Raw genomic sequence first — 16,333 nt, 5'->3', positions numbered from 1 at the left:
GTCTGATAAATTGTTAAAGAGCAGTGCGAACAGTGCGTTAGCGTCCTGTCGCGAGGTGGCGTATATTACGCTTTCCTCCTGCAGAGTCAACCTCTATTTCAGAAGTTTTTCTCCGGCGGCGCAGTCTCCTGTGCCTCTCAACCCGCTTCCCGTTGCCGGTGTTCCGTGTCGATGGAGGCGCATTATAGGGATCCCGTTTCAGAGCACAACCCTTTTTTTGGATCTTTTATCTGAACGGTTATAAATGATCCAGATTGATGAGATCGCCAGCGATCCAGGCCAGAATTGGCTTGTCAGCTGCCTGAAATCGCATCAGGCTGCATTGAAAACAGAACAAAGGAGAACATGATGACTTCCGCCCTACGTCCATATAAAGACCTTTTCCCGCAAACCGGCCAGCGCGTTATGGTCGATCCAAGCAGTGTTGTGGTCGGTGATGTCATAATGGAGGACGACGTGAGCATCTGGCCGCTGGTTGCGATTAGGGGGGATGTGAATCAGGTCCGCATTGGTGCCCGTACTAATGTACAGGACGGCAGCGTTCTGCACGTTACGCATAAATCAGCGTCTAACCCGCAAGGCTTCCCTCTTATTATTGGCGAGGATGTCACGGTCGGGCATAAAGCGATGTTACACGGCTGTACCATTGGCGATCGCGTGCTGGTCGGAATGGGATCGATTCTGCTTGATGGCGTAATAGTAGAAGAAGAAGTGATGATTGGTGCCGGAAGTCTGGTGCCGCCAGGTAAAAGACTGGAGAGCGGCTATCTCTATCTGGGTAGTCCGGTCAGGCAGATCAGGCCGCTGAATGACAATGAGAAGGAAGGTTTACGCTATTCCGCTAATAATTATGTCGCCTGGAAAGATGATTACCTGGCGGGAGATAACCAGATCCAGCCCTGAGCATCAATATTATCCTGACGGATAGCCGCTTCGGCCTCATCTTCCAGATCCCAGCGATGGTGCTGAAACAGCGCCATCGTCTCCCCTTCACCAAAACGTGAAGTCAGCGACTTCCCGCTGATTGCACAGGTCAGCCGCATGCCGTTGACCAGCACCGGGAAACAGACCGCGTTCAGTTCAGCATTATAGGTTTCATCATCAGGAAACTGTATCGCCTGATTCATGGCTGCATGGCCTGTTTAAGCTGGGTAATCACCGGTGCGATTTCCGGCATCACACCGTGCCACAGATAGAAGGCATGAGCAGCCTGCCCCACCAGCATGCCCAAACCATCTGCCAGATGAGCCGTGCCCTGCGCCTGACACCAGCGCAGGAAAGGCGTCAGCCCGCTTTGATAAAACATGTCATAACAGCGCACATCAGCATGAATGACTGCTGCAGGTAAAGGAGGGGTTTCGCCATTCACGCCGCTTGAGGTCGCATTAATGATCAGATCAAAGTGCTGATCTGCCAGCTGCTCAAAACCACATGCGCGGATAGTGCCGCTCCCTGCAAACAGGCTAGCCAGCTCTTCCGCCCGCGCGGCGGTACGGTTAACAACAGTGAGTGTCACGCCTGCTGAGAGAAGCGGCAGAATGACCCCACGTGCAGCACCGCCCGCCCCCACCAGCAAAACCTTGTCACCAGCATTGATCATCTTCAGCCGTTCAAGATCGCTTAACAGCCCGATACCATCCGTGTTGTCACCCAGGATCTGCCCATCGCTGAGTTTTTTCACCGTGTTTACCGCGCCGGACAGGGCTGCACGTTCGCTGAGCTGATCGGCAAATTCCCATGCCTGCTGTTTAAAAGGTAACGTCACGTTGGCGCCACGGCCTCCCTGTTCGAAAAAGGCAGAGAGCGCCTGAGGAAAACCATCTATCGGGGCACAAATCCGACCATAGCGATGTTCAACGCCCGTCTGTTCAGCGAAAGCCTGATGGATCAGCGGAGATTTACTGTGGTTGATCGGATTACCGAAAACGGCGAATTGATCCATGAATTAGCCCTGACGTATAAGTTCGCCGCTGATGACATCGCGGATTTCAGAGGGATTGAGCCGCCCACCTGTTTTTCCCGACAGAACCGGGAACTGCTCACCAAACTGCTGCTTCACTTCTTCAGCCGTTCGGCAGGGAGGCAGGCCTGACAGATTTGCACTGGTTGAGACCAGCGGTTTACCAAATGCGCGGCAAAGGGCCTGCACATCAGGATGGTCACTGACGCGAATGGCCAGTGAATCAAACTGTCCGGTAAGCCAGCGAGGCGTTTGTGGCGGAACGGGTACGACAAAGGTCACCGGGCCGGGCCAGCATACAAACATCCGCTCACGCTGTATCACAGACAGTTCCCGAGCGGAGATGTAAGGTTCCAGCTGGGTGTAATCAGCCGCAATCAGGATAAGCCCCTTTTCTACCGGACGCTGTTTCAGCGCCAGTAAAGCCATGACGGCAGATTCACTGTCAGGGTCACAGCCCAGACCAAATACGGCTTCAGTAGGATAGGCGATGACCGCCTGTCGATTCAGCTGCTCTAAGCAGGTTTCAAGTGAATCGGCGAGGTGTTGATTTTCCATGGTCTATGAATTCTCTTCAGCAATGGCTTTGCCACAACTTTTACTGGCGCAAAAGCGTTTGATCCCTTGGGCCGTCTTTTTTTCAACTAATAGCGGATACTGGCAATAAGGACAGATTCCGGCAACGGGTGTCAGATTCACAACAAACTGGCAGGCTGGATAGCGGTCGCAGGAGTGAAACGTTTTGCCGTAACGGGAGCGCCGCTGAACTAACCGGCCTTCATGGCACTGTGGACAGGCCAGCGAGGTTTCATCCGGTTTGTCGATGGTTTCGGTGTATCCGCATTCCGGATAGAGGCTACAGCCAATGAACATGCCAAATCGCCCCTGCCGCAACACTTTATCCGCACCGCATTCGGGACAGGCGTGGCCTTCCAGCACTTTGACCACATGACCATCGGCCTGACCCTTTAAGGGTCGAATGTAGTCGCATGCCGGGTAGTTCGCGCAGCCCAGAAAAGGACCGTGTTTACCGGAGCGGATAACCAGTTCTGCCCCGCAAGCGGGGCAGGGATCCTGTTTACGCACGGTGAAGAGTGCAGCTTTACTCATAGCGATCAATGCATGAAAGGAAATTTAATGCAGCATACCTTCATTGGCGTCGAATAGCAGTTCTTCCATCTGCTGATAGGCATTTTCACATCCGGGAATGTTGAACAACACCATCAGTACCACCCATTTGAGATCCTCCAGGTCAAACTCAGAGGTATCCAGCGCCATAATGCGTTCGATGACCATTTCACGCGTTTCCAGGTTCAGCACCTGAATCTGCTCCAGGAACAGCAGGAAACCACGGCTGTCAGCATCTAAACGTTTGCTCTCTTCATCGGTATAAATACGCATGGAGAGCGGATCATTTGTCAGTAAAATTGGCGCAACCAGTCCTTCCTGATAGTCAGCCAATCTTTCTAACCAGTTCAGCGCACTGTAAATATCTTCACGATGGAACCCGGCATCCGTCAGGTCGTCTGTCAATCTGTCCTGATCAACACCCATTTCTGCTTCGTTGTGGATATATGTCTCAAACAAATACATCAGTACGTCGAACATGGCATGCCCTCCTCAATCGGACATAGCCGCCGGGTACAGCTGCGATCCATCCTGCTAACTCCAGTTCCAGCAACTGAGCTGAGATAACTGGCACAGATTGGCCGGCACGTTCAGCGACAACGTCAACAGGTGTAACATCATCACCTACGTTAGCCAACACATCAGCAAATGGCAATGGAGCATCGTCACTCACCTCAGAATAAATTTCACCGGCCGGTGTCATCGGCAGCCAGTTAAGTGCACTTGCCAGATCTTCCACGATGTTATGGGGATGGGCCACCAGCAGCGCCCCCTGCTGAATCAGCCAGTTTACGCCTTCACTTAAGGGGTTACCGAGCGCGCCAGGTAAGGCATAGACATTACGATTTTGCTCCAGCCCATACCGCGCCGTTACCAGGGAACCACTCTTCAGCGAGGCTTCTACCACCAGCACCCCATGGCTCAGGCCGCTGATGATACGATTACGGCGCGGAAAATTAAGCGGATGCGGCAGGGTCGTCAGCGGAAACTCAGAAACCACCGCCCCACCCTGTTCAACGATCTCTGCGGCAAGATGGGCATGATTGCTGGGATAGAGCCGCTGCAAACCACTACCTAACACGGCCACCGTTTTACCGCCTACGTTGAGTGCTGCCTGATGCGCAACACCATCAATACCTCTTGCCAGTCCGCTGGTAATGGTCAGACCGCTGAGGCTTAAGTGCTGGGTAAACCAGTCGCACCAGTAGCGGCCATAGTGTGAACAGTTTCGGCTGCCCACCACCGCTAACTGTGGTGTGCTGATAAGCGCAGGATCGCCATCAATATAGAGCAGCGGCGGAAAGCGGTTGGTTTCTTTAAGACGGGCAGGATAGGCCGCGTCCAGAGCAGTCACCAGATGGTGAGCCGGACTCTGAGCCAGCCAGGAATAGACTTCTGTGAGATTTTTTTCATTATAATCATAATATTGCTGGCACTGACTCTCATCTAAGCCAAGCCGGATAAGCTGCTCCCTGTCTGCCTGTCCGGCACCTATTTGCTGCGCCACATCAACCCAGCGTTTCCCTGTCATTCCAGTGACAGCGGCCAGCCGTACAGACTGCGCTATTTTGTCCATCTTCAGCTCCCTGATCGCCCTTGCTTCCTGCCGCAGAATGCTGTCAATCAGGCCTCGAAAAGTCTACAATATAAGGTAGTAATCTTTTCTTAACCGAATACAGATCTGGATATTTATGTCAGTTTTGCAGGTATTACATTTCCCTGACGAGCGTCTTCGCAAAGTTGCTGCGCCCGTTAAAGAAGTTAACGCAGACATTCAGCGTATCGTTGATGATATGTTCGAGACGATGTATGCCGAAGAAGGTATCGGTCTTGCGGCTACGCAGGTCGATATTCATCAGCGCATTATCGTGATTGACGTCTCTGAAAGTCGTGAAGAGCGTTTAGTGCTGATTAACCCTGAGCTGCTGGAAAAAAGTGGTGAAACCGGCATTGAAGAGGGTTGCCTCTCTATTCCGGAACAGCGCGCATTTGTTCCGCGTGCCGAGCGGGTAAAGGTCCGTGCACTGGATCGCGAGGGTAAAAGTTTCGAACTGGAAGCCAGCGAGTTACTGGCCATCTGTATCCAGCATGAGATCGATCATCTGGAAGGCAAACTGTTTATCGATTATCTGTCGCCTTTAAAGCGGCAACGGATCAAAAATAAATTAGAGAAACTGGCGCGTCAGAACGCGCAGGCTTCCTGAGATCTTAATAAGGGATAAACGTGTCTGCCCCGCTAAAAATCATCTTTGCTGGCACACCTGACTTTGCAGCGCGTCATCTTGACGCGCTGCTTGCTTCTGAACATCAGGTTATCGCCGTATTCACCCAACCCGACCGTCCTGCTGGTCGCGGTAACAAATTAACGCCAGGCCCGGTCAAAACGCTGGCGATGGCACATGACATTCCGGTTTATCAGCCTAAGTCACTGCGACCTGAAGAAAATCAGCAACTGGTTGCTGACCTCAAGGCCGATGTGATGGTGGTTGTAGCCTACGGATTAATTCTGCCCAAGGCCGTGCTTGATATGCCACGTCTGGGATGCATCAATGTCCATGGCTCACTGCTGCCACGCTGGCGCGGAGCTGCGCCTATTCAACGTGCGCTCTGGGCTGGCGACAGCGAAACCGGCGTGACCATCATGCAGATGGACGTGGGACTGGATACCGGCGATATGCTGCATAAGCTGGCCTGTCCGATTACTGCCCAGGATACCAGTGCCACGCTGTATGACAAGCTGGCACAGCTTGGCCCACAGGGGCTGCTGGATACGCTGACATTACTGACCACTCAGCAGGCTTCACCTGAAAAACAGGATGAAACGCTGGCCAACTATGCTGAGAAACTCAGTAAAGAGGAAGCACGTCTTGACTGGACACTCTCTGCAGAACAGCTTGAGCGTTGTATTCGCGCTTTTAACCCGTGGCCGATGAGCTTTTTCACCATTGAAGATCAGCCGGTTAAAGTCTGGCAGGCAAGCGTTCTGCCCCACTGCGATCGTGCGCCTGGTGAAATTATCCATGCTGACAAGCATGGCATCCAGGTGGCAACGGCTCAGGGCGTACTGAACCTGCTCCAGTTGCAGCCCGCCGGTAAAAAACCGATGTCGGCTCAGGATCTTCTCAACTCGCGCCGGGAATGGTTTGAACCTGGAACCCTTCTGGACTGACTCTCAGGCCCGGTCCCTCACCGGGCCTTTTGTTTGATGACAAAACCCTATGACTAAATCTATCAACCTGCGTAGCCTCTCGGCTCAACTTATTGAGCGTGTGGTCGACAAGGGCGAATCCCTGAATACGGCACTGCCAGCCGCACAGAAAAAGCTCTCTGACAAAGATAGCGCATTAGTGCAGGAGATCTGTTTTGGCGTATTGCGCACATTACCGCAGCTGGAAGCGCTGATTGGCAAACTGATGGAGCGTCCACTTACCGGCAAACAGCGGGTTCTGCACTATCTGATCATGGTCGGGCTTTATCAGCTGGAATATACCCGTGTGCCTGCCCATGCCGCACTGGCAGAAACCGTCGCGGGCGCCGAAGTACTGAAGCGCACCAGTATGAAAGGCTTATTAAATGGCGTATTACGCCAGTTTCAGCGTCAGCGGGAAGAGCTGCTCGCCACTGTTCAGGATGGCCCGCAACGCTATCTGCATCCCGGATGGCTGCTAAAGCGTTTACAGCATGCCTGGCCGGAACAATGGCAACAGATTGTCGAAGCAAATAATCTGCGTCCGCCGATGTGGCTGCGGGTTAATCGCCAGCACCACGATCGTGACACGTGGCTGGCTATGCTGGCCGAAAGCGGCAGGAATGCTCAGCCTGCTGTCGATGTGCCGGATGCGCTGCGGCTTGACGCCCCTGCCCCGGTCAGCCAGCTACCAGGCTTTGATCAGGGTTGGGTTACCGTGCAGGATTTATCTGCTCAGCGCTGTGCCTTGCTGCTTGAGCCCCAAAACGGCGAACAGATTCTGGATTTATGCGCTGCGCCCGGCGGTAAAACGACCCATATCCTTGAAATCGCGCCTCAGGCCGAAGTTATGGCCGTCGACGTGGATGCGCAGCGTCTTAAACGCGTAAATGAGAATCTGCAACGACTGGGTATGAAAGCAGACGTGAAACAGGGTGATGGACGAACGCCGCAACAGTGGTGCGGCGATCGTCAGTTTGACCGTATTCTGCTGGATGCGCCCTGCTCTGCTACCGGTGTGATCCGACGCCATCCTGATATTAAGTGGCTGCGTCGCGATCGGGATATCGCCGAGCTGGCAAAGCTTCAGGGTGAAATTCTTGATGCTATCTGGCTGCACCTGAAACCTGGCGGTACACTGATTTATGCCACCTGTTCCATCCTGCCTGAAGAGAATCATCAGCAGATAGATGCTTTCCTGCAGCGCCAGCATGATGCGCAGGCTGAGCCCCTCGGAGATGCGCCCGCGAACGGCTTACAGGTATTCCCGGAAGCCGAGGGCGGAGATGGTTTCTTCTACGCTAAGCTGATAAAAAAATCGGGTACAAACTGAAATGAGTATTGATAAGCGATGAAAATAATCATTCTGGGCGCAGGACAGGTTGGCGGAACCCTGGCAGAAAATCTGGTGGGTGAAAACAACGATATCACGGTGGTTGATACCGACTCTTCACGCCTGCGTCACCTGCAGGATAAGTTCGATCTTCGCGTCGTGCAGGGTCATGGTTCTCATCCACGAATTTTACGTGAGGCGGGTGCGGAAGATGCCGACATGCTGGTTGCCGTAACCAACTCCGATGAAACCAACATGATTGCCTGTCAGATTGCTTATTCGCTTTTCAATACGCCGAATCGCATCGCCCGTATTCGCGCAGCCGACTATCTGCGTGATGCGGATAAGTTATTTATTCCTGAAGCGGTGCCTATCGATCACCTGATCTCGCCTGAACAGCTGGTGATCGACAATATCTATCGTTTAATCCAGTACCCTGGCGCATTGCAGGTCGTCAACTTTGCTGAAGGCAAAGTCAGCCTCGCCGTGGTGAAAGCTTATTATGGCGGGCCACTGGTAGGAAATCCGCTGTCGATCATGCGTGAGCATATGCCACACATTGATACCCGCGTAGCCGCTATATTTCGTCAGGATCGCCCCATTCGCCCGCAGGGTTCAACCATCGTAGAAGCGGGTGATGAAGTCTTTTTCATTGCAGCCAGTCAGAACATTCGTGCGGTAATGAGTGAAATGCAGCGGCTGGAGAAACCTTATAAACGGATTATGCTGGTAGGTGGCGGTAATATCGGTTTCGGTCTGGCACAAAAACTTGAGAAAAATTACAGCGTGAAGCTGATTGAACGTAACCCCCAGCGCGCAGCAGAACTGGCAGAGCATCTTCACGACACAGTCGTCTTTTATGGCGATGCGTCAGATCAGGAACTTCTCGCTGAAGAACATGTTGATCAGGTTGATCTCTTTATCGCCGTCACCAATGATGATGAAGCCAATATTATGTCAGCCATGCTGGCAAAAAAGATGGGGGCGAAGAAGGTTATGGTGCTGATTCAGCGCCGCGCCTACGTCGATCTGGTACAAGGCAGCGTTATCGATATCGCTATTTCACCTCAGCAGGCCACGATTTCTGCCCTGCTTGGTCATGTGCGCAAAGCGGATATCGTGGGCGTTTCATCGCTACGACGCGGTATTGCAGAAGCGATCGAAGCGATAGCGCACGGAGACGAATCAACTTCACGCGTGGTCGGCCGCTCCATTGATGATATCAAACTACCGCCAGGCACCATTATTGGCGCAGTGGTTCGTGGAGACGATGTGATGATTGCCAATGATAACCTGCGAATTGAACAAGGTGATCATGTCATCATGTTCCTGACCGACAAGAAGTTTGTATCAGATGTGGAACGTCTCTTCCAGCCGAGTCCATTTTTCCTGTAAATGCCGCGTTTATAGGCGAACAGAACACAAGGAACGCAAAACTGCCGCTTAATTCGCTGTGTTGATGGCAAAACCAGTAGGGTTTGTTAGACTTTATGGCATTGGCTTGGGCAAGGAGATAAGTATGAGTTTAATCAAAGAGTTTCGCGATTTCGCAATGCGCGGCAATGTGATGGATTTAGCCGTCGGTGTCATCATCGGTGCTGCATTCGGTAAAATTGTTTCATCGTTAGTCGCCAACATCATTATGCCGCCTTTAGGCTTACTGATTGGTGGTGTCGATTTTAAATCATTCGCCTGGGTACTTAAGCCTGCAGTTGGTGATGCTCCAGCCGTTGTAATGCAGTACGGTATCTTCCTTCAGACCATCTTCGATTTTGTCATCATCGCTTTCGCAATCTTTATGGCGATCAAGTTAATGAATCGTCTGTACAAGAAAAAGGAAGTAGAGAAGCCAGTTGCTAAACCGTCAAACGAAGAAGTTCTGTTGACTGAAATCCGCGATCTGCTGAAACAGCAGAATAGCCGGGTCTAGTTAATAAGCCGCCGCACAGGCGGTTTTTTTAACCGTAAAAGCAGAAGGGCAGTGATAAGACGCTTTCTTATCACTGCCCTCCCATCCAATCCCCTTGCCATGTTTCTCTTTCCGCTTAAAACTACCTTTACCCTTTTGCTTCTGCTCGATGCGTTGCCGAAATAGCGGGTCGTGTAACAGAGCCTGAATCGCGTTATCGCGGATTTGCCCTTTGGTGTGCTGATATTTACTCATGACGCCTCCTGTTGAGATGGTCTGATACTCTATTCCTTTGCAGCAAAATAACAATATGCTTATTTGCTCGAAGCCTCTCCCCGCTCCAGCGCCTCAAGAATTGAGCACGAAATGCTACTGTGACTGTCACCACAACAGGCATCGGAAAGGTGTCGCAGGGAACGCTGCATCGTTTCTAACTCTGCGATCATCTGAGCAACTTCACTCAGCCGTTTTTCAACGATCGCTTTTGATTCCTGACAGGTGTGATGCGCAGGATCAACCCGGATCGAAAGTAGCTCTCTGATCGCTTCAAGGCTGAAACCCAGTTTACGGCCATAGCGAATAAATTTCAGACGCTGAAGATCGCCCTCGCTGTAAAGGCGAAAGCCACCTTCCGTACGACCATCATGATCCATCATCTGCTGCTTTTCATAAAAACGGATAGTGTCTGGCGTCACCTCCGCAAGCTTAGCTAACTGACCGATGCGAAACATTTACTCCTCCTCGCGGAAACGATGCTGAATAGCAGTGGAATAACTACCATGAAGAAAATCGGTACTGATACCCGCCTGGCGTAATCTTAGCTCCAGCACCTGAAGCCGATGGCAATGATCCTGATAATTTTGATCCGCTGGATCGAGGTTACGCATAAGATCGTTAACTTCCATGGCTTCACGTCTGAGCTCAAGCTCCGGCGGCAGAAAGCCCGAATTTTTCAGTAACCGGTAGCCCGCTCTTAACTCAGGCGGAACATGACTGTCATCATCCAGCTGCAGCGGCTTACCAGAGCCGGGAAGATTACTCAGCTCGCCTTTTTCCAGCGCCGCTTTGATGTGCTGTTCAGCAAGTTCATCAACCAGCCACATAGTTAGCTCCTTTGAACATGTAAAGAGTAAGTTCTAAGGTAGTAAATTTCAGGCAATAAAAAACCCGCCGAAGCGGGTTTTTTACGTTGCTACAGATTACTCTGCGGCTGCTTCTGCTTGAGCTTCTGGACGATCAACCAGCTCGATGTAAGCCATCGGAGCGTTGTCACCAGCACGGAAGCCACACTTCAGAATACGAGTGTAACCACCGGCACGGCTCGCGAAACGCGGGCCCAGCTCATTAAACAGTTTTGCCACGATCTCGTTATCACGAGTACGGGCGAATGCCAGACGACGATTAGCTACGCTGTCGGTCTTGGCAAGAGTAATCAGCGGCTCAACTACGCGACGCAGTTCTTTGGCTTTCGGCAGAGTCGTTTTGATGATCTCATGACGAACCAGAGAACCGGCCATGTTGCGGAACATAGCCTGACGATGGCTGCTGTTGCGGTTCAGTTGACGACCACTCTTACGATGGCGCATGACCTTATCCTTCTCAGTGAAACCTTAACCTGTGATCTGATTATTCATCAGCAATGCTTGCTGGCGGCCAGTTCTCGAGGCGCATGCCCAGAGAAAGACCACGCGAAGCCAGCACATCTTTAATCTCGGTAAGAGATTTTTTACCAAGGTTAGGCGTTTTAAGCAGCTCAACCTCGGTACGCTGTACCAGATCACCGATGTAGTGGATAGCTTCTGCCTTAAGGCAGTTAGCAGAGCGGACAGTCAATTCCAGATCGTCAACAGGGCGCAGCAGGATCGGATCGAATTCTGGTTTCTCTTCTTTAACTTCCGGCTGACGTACATCACGTAAGTCAACGAAAGCTTCAAGTTGTTCTGCCAGAATGGTTGCCGCACGACGAATCGCCTCTTCAGGATCGATTGTGCCGTTGGTTTCCATTTCGATGACCAGCTTGTCCAGGTCGGTGCGCTGCTCTACACGCGCTGCTTCAACATTGTAGGCGATACGGTCTACAGGGCTGTAGCAAGCGTCAACTAACAGGCGGCCGATTGGGCGCTCATCTTCTTCCGAATGAATTCGGGCAGAAGCCGGCACATAGCCACGACCACGCTGAACTTTGATACGCATGCTGATAGCAGCGTTCTCATCGGTCAGATGGCAAATGACATGCTGAGGCTTGACGATTTCGACATCACCATCATGGGTAATGTCGGCTGCAGTCACAGGGCCAATGCCAGATTTATTCAAGGTCAGAATAACTTCATCTTTCCCCTGAACTCTTACCGCCAGCCCTTTCAGGTTGAGCAGGATTTCCAGGATATCTTCCTGTACTCCCTCTTTGGTGCTGTACTCATGAAGTACACCATCAATTTCAACCTCGGTCACCGCGCAACCCGGCATGGATGAAAGCAGAATACGGCGCAGTGCGTTACCAAGAGTATGGCCAAAGCCACGCTCTAAAGGCTCAAGGGTCACCTTGGCGTGCGTCGAACTCACTTGCTCGATATCTACCAGGCGCGGTTTTAGAAACTCTGTCACAGAACCCTGCATTGTGTCCTCTCTTTGGTACTAAGCCTTACTTGGAGTAAAGCTCGACGATCAGGTGTTCGTTAATGTCCGCAGACAGATCAGTACGTTCAGGAATACGCTTGAACACACCTTCCATCTTAGTCGCATCAACTTCCAGCCAGGTTGGCTTTTCACGCTGCTCAGCCAGCTCCAGAGCGGCCTTCACGCGAGATTGCTTTTTGGCTTTCTCACGGATGCTAACGACATCATTCGGAGATACCTGATAAGAAGCGATGTTAACAACGCGGCCATTTACCAGAACAGACTTATGGCTAACCAGCTGACGTGCTTCTGCACGAGTGGCACCAAAGCCCATACGATAAACTACGTTGTCCAGACGACCTTCCAGCAGAGCCAACAGGTTTTCACCGGTGTTGCCTTTCAGACGAGCTGCTTCTTTATAATAGTTACGGAACTGACGCTCCAGCACGCCGTAGATACGACGAACTTTTTGCTTTTCACGTAACTGACCGCCGTAATCAGACAGACGCGGTTTACGCGCACCATGCTGACCAGGGGCTTGTTCAATCTTACACTTGGAATCAATCGCGCGAACGCCAGACTTAAGGAATAAGTCAGTGCCCTCACGACGGCTCAGCTTGAGCTTAGGACCCAAATATCTTGCCATTTTCTTTCTCCAACTATCCTAAAAAAACGGGCGTTATACGCGACGTTTTTTCGGCGGACGACAACCGTTATGAGGGATCGGAGTCACATCAGTAATATTAGTGATGCGGAAACCAGCGGCGTTCAAAGCACGAATCGTAGATTCGCGACCTGGACCCGGACCCTTTACCATAACTTCCAGGTTCTTAATTCCGTAATCTTTTACCGCTTCTGCACAGCGCTCTGCAGCGACCTGAGCAGCAAACGGAGTGGATTTACGTGAACCGCGGAAACCGGAACCACCGGCGGTTGCCCAACCCAGTGCGTTACCCTGACGATCAGTAATGGTAACGATGGTGTTGTTAAAAGAAGCATGGACATGAGCCACGCCATCTGAGACTTGTTTTCTTACACGCTTACGTGCACGAACTGGTGCCTTTGCCATTATTTACTCACCCCGATTATTTCTTGATCGGTTTACGCGGACCCTTACGGGTACGTGCGTTGGTCTTAGTACGCTGACCGCGAACCGGAAGACCACGACGATGGCGCAAACCACGGTAGCAACCAAGGTCCATAAGACGCTTGATGCTCAGGGTGATTTCACGGCGCAGATCACCTTCTACAACGAATTTCGCAACTGCATCACGCAGCTGATCAATTTGTTCTTCAGACAGCTCACTGATCTTAACATTTTCAGCAATACCCGTTGAAGCGCAGATGGCTTTAGAACGAGTTTTACCGATACCGAAGATCGAAGTTAATGCGATAACGGTATGTTTTTGATCAGGAATGTTAATGCCTGCTATACGGGCCACTATGCACTCCTATAATTAAACAAGCACGTCCCATGCTGAAAAGCCCGTTTTCAGGATACTCAAATGGAAACGCACTGACATACAAAAGATTGGCTGGCTAATCTAGCCAGCTCAACCCGACTTTGCAAGAAAAATATGTGACAAAATCAGCCTTGGCGCTGTTTATGCTTTGGCTCGGCGCTGCAGATCACACGGACGACACCGTCGCGACGAATGATTTTGCAGTTACGACATAATCTCTTGACGGAAGCACGAACTTTCATTTTTACTCTCCGTAACTTCTCAACCAACTGAATTAACGGCCGTAGCCTTTCAGGTTAGCTTTCTTCAGTGCCGACTCGTACTGACTTGACATCATCAGAGTTTGCACTTGAGCCATAAAGTCCATGATGACGACAACTACGATAAGCAGTGAAGTACCGCCAAAGTAGAAGGGAACCTTCATCGCATCACGCATGAACTCCGGGATAAGGCAGATAAACGTAATGTAGAGAGCGCCGATTAAGGTCAATCGCGTCATTACTTTATCAATATACTTCGCCGTTTGCTCTCCCGGACGAATTCCCGGTACGAATGCACCAGACTTCTTCAGGTTATCTGCTGTTTCACGTGGGTTGAAAACCAACGCCGTATAGAAGAAACAGAAGAAGATGATTGCAGTCGCATAGAGTAGCACATAAAGCGGCTGTCCTGGCTGCAAATACAGCGAAATTGTTGTCAGCCAGTTCCAACCGGTACCGCCCCCAAACCACGATGCAATCGTTGCCGGGAACAGAATAATGCTGGAAGCAAAGATGGCTGGAATGACGCCTGCCATGTTCACTTTCAACGGTAAATGTGTGCTCTGTGCAGCGTAAACGCGACGACCTTGCTGACGTTTTGCGTAGTTCACCACAATGCGGCGTTGACCACGTTCAACAAAGATAACAAAGAAGGTCACTGCGAATACGAGTACTGCAACCAACAGCAACAGAAGGAAGTGCAGGTCGCCTTGCCGCGCTTGCTCGATGGTATGGCCAATGGCCGGCGGGAGACCCGCAACGATACCTGCGAAGATAATGATCGAAATACCGTTACCGATACCACGTTCAGTAATCTGTTCGCCCAGCCACATCAGGAACATCGTTCCTGAGACCAGACTCACAACAGCGGTAAAGTAGAAAGCAAAGCCTGGATTCATTACCAGGCCTTGCATCCCTGGCATATTCGGCAGACCGGTAGCAATACCGATCGACTGAAATATGGCCAATACCAACGTACCGTATCGGGTGTACTGGCTAATCTTACGACGGCCAGCCTCCCCTTCTTTCTTAATTTCCGCTAACGCTGGATGAACCACCGTTAATAACTGGATGATAATCGATGCCGAAATATACGGCATGATGCCCAGTGCGAAAATAGAAGCACGGCTCAGAGCACCACCAGAGAACATGTTAAACATTTCAATGATGGTGCCACGCTGTTGCTCAAGCAGTTTGGCAAGTACAGTGGCATCAATACCAGGGATTGGAATAAAAGAGCCAATACGGAAGACAATGAGTGCGCCGATTACAAACAGCAGTCTGCGTTTCAGCTCACCAAAGCCACCCTTGGCACTTTGAAAATCTAATCCCGGTTGTTTAGCCATCTGCTACTTATTCCTCGATTTTACCGCCAGCAGCTTCGATTGCAGCACGTGCACCTTTGGTGACACGCAGACCGCGAACCGTTACCGGTGTAGAAACTTCACCAGACAGAATTACTTTAACGAATTCAATCTGAACACCGACAATGTTGGCTGCTTTCAGCGCGTTCAGGTCGACGATACCGCCTTCAACTTTCGCCAGATCAGACAGACGAATCTCTGTGGTGATCATTGCTTTGCGAGAGGTGAAACCGAACTTCGGCAGACGACGGTACAGAGGCATCTGACCACCTTCGAAACCGCGACGTACGCCACCGCCAGAACGTGAGTTCTGACCTTTGTGACCACGACCACCGGTTTTTCCGAGGCCAGAACCGATACCACGACCCAGACGCTTGGTAGCGTGCTTAGACCCTTCGGCCGGAGACAGAGTATTTAAACGCATCTCTTACTCCTCCACTTTAACCATATAGGAAACCGCGTTAACCATACCGCGTACTGCAGGCGTGTCTTCACGCTCAACGGTGTGGCCAATACGACGCAGACCCAGGCCAACCAGAGTGGCTTTATGCTTAGGCAAGCGGCCGATTGAACTACGGGTTTGAGTGATTTTAATAGTCTTAGCCATCGTGATTACCCCAGAATTTCTTCAACGGATTTACCACGCTTAGCAGCGACCATTTCCGGAGATTTCATATTGCCCAGGCCGTCGATAGTTGCACGAACCACGTTAATCGGGTTAGTAGAACCATAGGCTTTTGCCAGTACGTTATGAACTCCAGCGACTTCCAGAACGGCGCGCATTGCACCACCGGCAATAATACCGGTACCTTCTGAAGCCGGCTGCATGAACACGCGGGAACCCGTGTGTGCACCTTTAACTGGGTGCTGCAGGGTGCCGTTGGTCAGCGCGACGTTAACCATGTTGCGACGGGCTTTCTCCATCGCTTTCTGGATCGCTGCTGGAACTTCACGCGCTTTACCGTAACCAAAACCTACGCGACCATTACCATCGCCTACCACAGTCAGTGCTGTGAAGGAGAAGATACGACCACCTTTAACAGTTTTAGAAACACGGTTTACCGCGATCAGTTTTTCCTGCAGTTCGCCAGCTTGTTTCTCGATGTGTGCCAT

General features: G+C 51.3%; 25 protein-coding genes. 6 read left to right on the top strand and 19 right to left on the bottom strand.

Translation table 11 applies throughout. The features are described 5' to 3' along the window. Positions 1-348 precede the first annotated feature (348 nt). Positions 349-903 (top strand): gamma carbonic anhydrase family protein, encoded by a 555-nt coding sequence (locus ACVKSX_RS15990; protein ID WP_010671596.1) that lies wholly within the window; start codon positions 349-351, stop codon positions 901-903. Here ACVKSX_RS15990 and ACVKSX_RS15985 read toward each other — a convergent pair. The 6 genes from ACVKSX_RS15985 to dprA are packed head-to-tail and all read right to left on the bottom strand — an operon-like array spanning position 870 to position 4,664. Next, on the bottom strand, positions 870-1,127 hold the full coding sequence (locus ACVKSX_RS15985; protein ID WP_050680330.1) for a DUF1488 family protein: 258 nt from the start codon (positions 1,125-1,127) through the stop codon (positions 870-872). The genes ACVKSX_RS15990 and ACVKSX_RS15985 overlap by 34 nt on opposite strands. Further along, the gene (gene aroE, locus ACVKSX_RS15980; protein WP_187495027.1) at positions 1,124-1,942 is read right to left on the bottom strand and encodes a shikimate dehydrogenase; all 819 of its coding nucleotides are present in this window, start codon (positions 1,940-1,942) and stop codon (positions 1,124-1,126) included. Before aroE ends, ACVKSX_RS15985 begins: the two co-directional genes overlap by 4 nt. A 3-nt stretch (positions 1,943-1,945) precedes the next feature. Beyond that, the gene (gene tsaC, locus ACVKSX_RS15975; protein ID WP_354439494.1) at positions 1,946-2,518 is read right to left on the bottom strand and encodes an L-threonylcarbamoyladenylate synthase type 1 TsaC; all 573 of its coding nucleotides are present in this window, start codon (positions 2,516-2,518) and stop codon (positions 1,946-1,948) included. Between the two features lie 3 nt (positions 2,519-2,521). Next, positions 2,522-3,070, bottom strand: a complete 549-nt coding sequence (locus ACVKSX_RS15970; protein ID WP_010252738.1) for a DNA topoisomerase family protein — start codon at positions 3,068-3,070, stop codon at positions 2,522-2,524. 24 nt (positions 3,071-3,094) lie between these two features. Next, a complete protein-coding gene (gene smg / locus ACVKSX_RS15965; protein WP_010252741.1) occupies positions 3,095-3,568 on the bottom strand; it encodes a DUF494 family protein Smg in 474 nt (157 codons plus the stop codon). Next, entirely contained in the window at positions 3,540-4,664 is a 1,125-nt protein-coding gene (gene dprA / locus ACVKSX_RS15960; protein ID WP_010252744.1) for a DNA-protecting protein DprA, read from the bottom strand. The genes smg and dprA overlap by 29 nt, the downstream gene beginning before the upstream one ends. Before the next feature lie 115 nt (positions 4,665-4,779). On the opposite strand from dprA, the gene def reads away from it, so the two are divergent. The 5 genes from def to mscL all read left to right on the top strand — a co-directional run bounded on the left by def (position 4,780) and on the right by mscL (position 9,538). Continuing rightward, positions 4,780-5,292, top strand: a complete 513-nt coding sequence (gene def / locus ACVKSX_RS15955) for a peptide deformylase (RefSeq protein WP_010252747.1) — start codon at positions 4,780-4,782, stop codon at positions 5,290-5,292. A gap of 20 nt (positions 5,293-5,312) precedes the next feature. Then, complete coding sequence (fmt, locus tag ACVKSX_RS15950) at positions 5,313-6,257, top strand: methionyl-tRNA formyltransferase (protein ID WP_010252750.1); 945 nt, start codon at positions 5,313-5,315, stop codon at positions 6,255-6,257. A gap of 49 nt (positions 6,258-6,306) precedes the next feature. Next, entirely contained in the window at positions 6,307-7,608 is a 1,302-nt protein-coding gene (gene rsmB, locus ACVKSX_RS15945) for a 16S rRNA (cytosine(967)-C(5))-methyltransferase RsmB (protein ID WP_033772968.1), read from the top strand. Positions 7,609-7,626: 18 nt separating this feature from the next. After that, the gene (gene trkA, locus ACVKSX_RS15940; protein WP_010252756.1) at positions 7,627-9,003 is read left to right on the top strand and encodes a Trk system potassium transporter TrkA; all 1,377 of its coding nucleotides are present in this window, start codon (positions 7,627-7,629) and stop codon (positions 9,001-9,003) included. Between the two features lie 124 nt (positions 9,004-9,127). Beyond that, on the top strand, positions 9,128-9,538 hold the full coding sequence (gene mscL, locus ACVKSX_RS15935) for a large-conductance mechanosensitive channel protein MscL (RefSeq protein ID WP_010671590.1): 411 nt from the start codon (positions 9,128-9,130) through the stop codon (positions 9,536-9,538). Here the strand turns inward: mscL and ACVKSX_RS15930 are convergent, their stop codons facing one another. The 13 genes from ACVKSX_RS15930 to rpsE form a co-directional block, all read right to left on the bottom strand. Next, positions 9,539-9,772 carry an alternative ribosome-rescue factor A gene (locus ACVKSX_RS15930; RefSeq protein WP_010671589.1) on the bottom strand — a complete coding sequence of 78 codons (234 nt, stop codon included), beginning with the start codon at positions 9,770-9,772 and terminating at the stop codon, positions 9,539-9,541. 59 nt (positions 9,773-9,831) lie between these two features. Next, the gene (gene zntR / locus ACVKSX_RS15925) at positions 9,832-10,248 is read right to left on the bottom strand and encodes a Zn(2+)-responsive transcriptional regulator (RefSeq protein WP_010252765.1); all 417 of its coding nucleotides are present in this window, start codon (positions 10,246-10,248) and stop codon (positions 9,832-9,834) included. Further along, complete coding sequence (locus tag ACVKSX_RS15920) at positions 10,249-10,620, bottom strand: DnaJ family domain-containing protein (protein WP_010671588.1); 372 nt, start codon at positions 10,618-10,620, stop codon at positions 10,249-10,251. It abuts the gene before it with no gap. Between the two features lie 96 nt (positions 10,621-10,716). Beyond that, positions 10,717-11,103 (bottom strand): 50S ribosomal protein L17, encoded by a 387-nt coding sequence (gene rplQ / locus ACVKSX_RS15915; protein WP_003850180.1) that lies wholly within the window; start codon positions 11,101-11,103, stop codon positions 10,717-10,719. Between the two features lie 40 nt (positions 11,104-11,143). Further along, on the bottom strand, positions 11,144-12,133 hold the full coding sequence (locus tag ACVKSX_RS15910) for a DNA-directed RNA polymerase subunit alpha (protein ID WP_003850179.1): 990 nt from the start codon (positions 12,131-12,133) through the stop codon (positions 11,144-11,146). Between the two features lie 25 nt (positions 12,134-12,158). Continuing rightward, complete coding sequence (gene rpsD / locus ACVKSX_RS15905; protein WP_008927131.1) at positions 12,159-12,779, bottom strand: 30S ribosomal protein S4; 621 nt, start codon at positions 12,777-12,779, stop codon at positions 12,159-12,161. Positions 12,780-12,812: 33 nt separating this feature from the next. Further along, positions 12,813-13,202 (bottom strand): 30S ribosomal protein S11, encoded by a 390-nt coding sequence (gene rpsK / locus ACVKSX_RS15900; RefSeq protein WP_004160563.1) that lies wholly within the window; start codon positions 13,200-13,202, stop codon positions 12,813-12,815. A gap of 16 nt (positions 13,203-13,218) precedes the next feature. Continuing rightward, on the bottom strand, positions 13,219-13,575 hold the full coding sequence (gene rpsM, locus ACVKSX_RS15895; protein ID WP_003850176.1) for a 30S ribosomal protein S13: 357 nt from the start codon (positions 13,573-13,575) through the stop codon (positions 13,219-13,221). A gap of 146 nt (positions 13,576-13,721) precedes the next feature. After that, a complete protein-coding gene (rpmJ, locus tag ACVKSX_RS15890; RefSeq protein ID WP_010252805.1) occupies positions 13,722-13,838 on the bottom strand; it encodes a 50S ribosomal protein L36 in 117 nt (38 codons plus the stop codon). Between the two features lie 32 nt (positions 13,839-13,870). Further along, the gene (secY, locus tag ACVKSX_RS15885) at positions 13,871-15,202 is read right to left on the bottom strand and encodes a preprotein translocase subunit SecY (RefSeq protein ID WP_003850175.1); all 1,332 of its coding nucleotides are present in this window, start codon (positions 15,200-15,202) and stop codon (positions 13,871-13,873) included. 7 nt (positions 15,203-15,209) lie between these two features. After that, entirely contained in the window at positions 15,210-15,644 is a 435-nt protein-coding gene (rplO, locus tag ACVKSX_RS15880; protein WP_003850168.1) for a 50S ribosomal protein L15, read from the bottom strand. Positions 15,645-15,647: 3 nt separating this feature from the next. After that, positions 15,648-15,827, bottom strand: coding sequence for a 50S ribosomal protein L30 (gene rpmD / locus ACVKSX_RS15875; RefSeq protein WP_003850166.1), 180 nt, complete (start codon positions 15,825-15,827; stop codon positions 15,648-15,650). Between the two features lie 5 nt (positions 15,828-15,832). Next, positions 15,833-16,333, bottom strand: a complete 501-nt coding sequence (gene rpsE, locus ACVKSX_RS15870) for a 30S ribosomal protein S5 (RefSeq protein WP_003850164.1) — start codon at positions 16,331-16,333, stop codon at positions 15,833-15,835.

Source organism: Pantoea sp. PvP021 (genome assembly GCF_054056055.1).
This window is presented reverse-complemented; position numbering and strand designations above follow the sequence as displayed.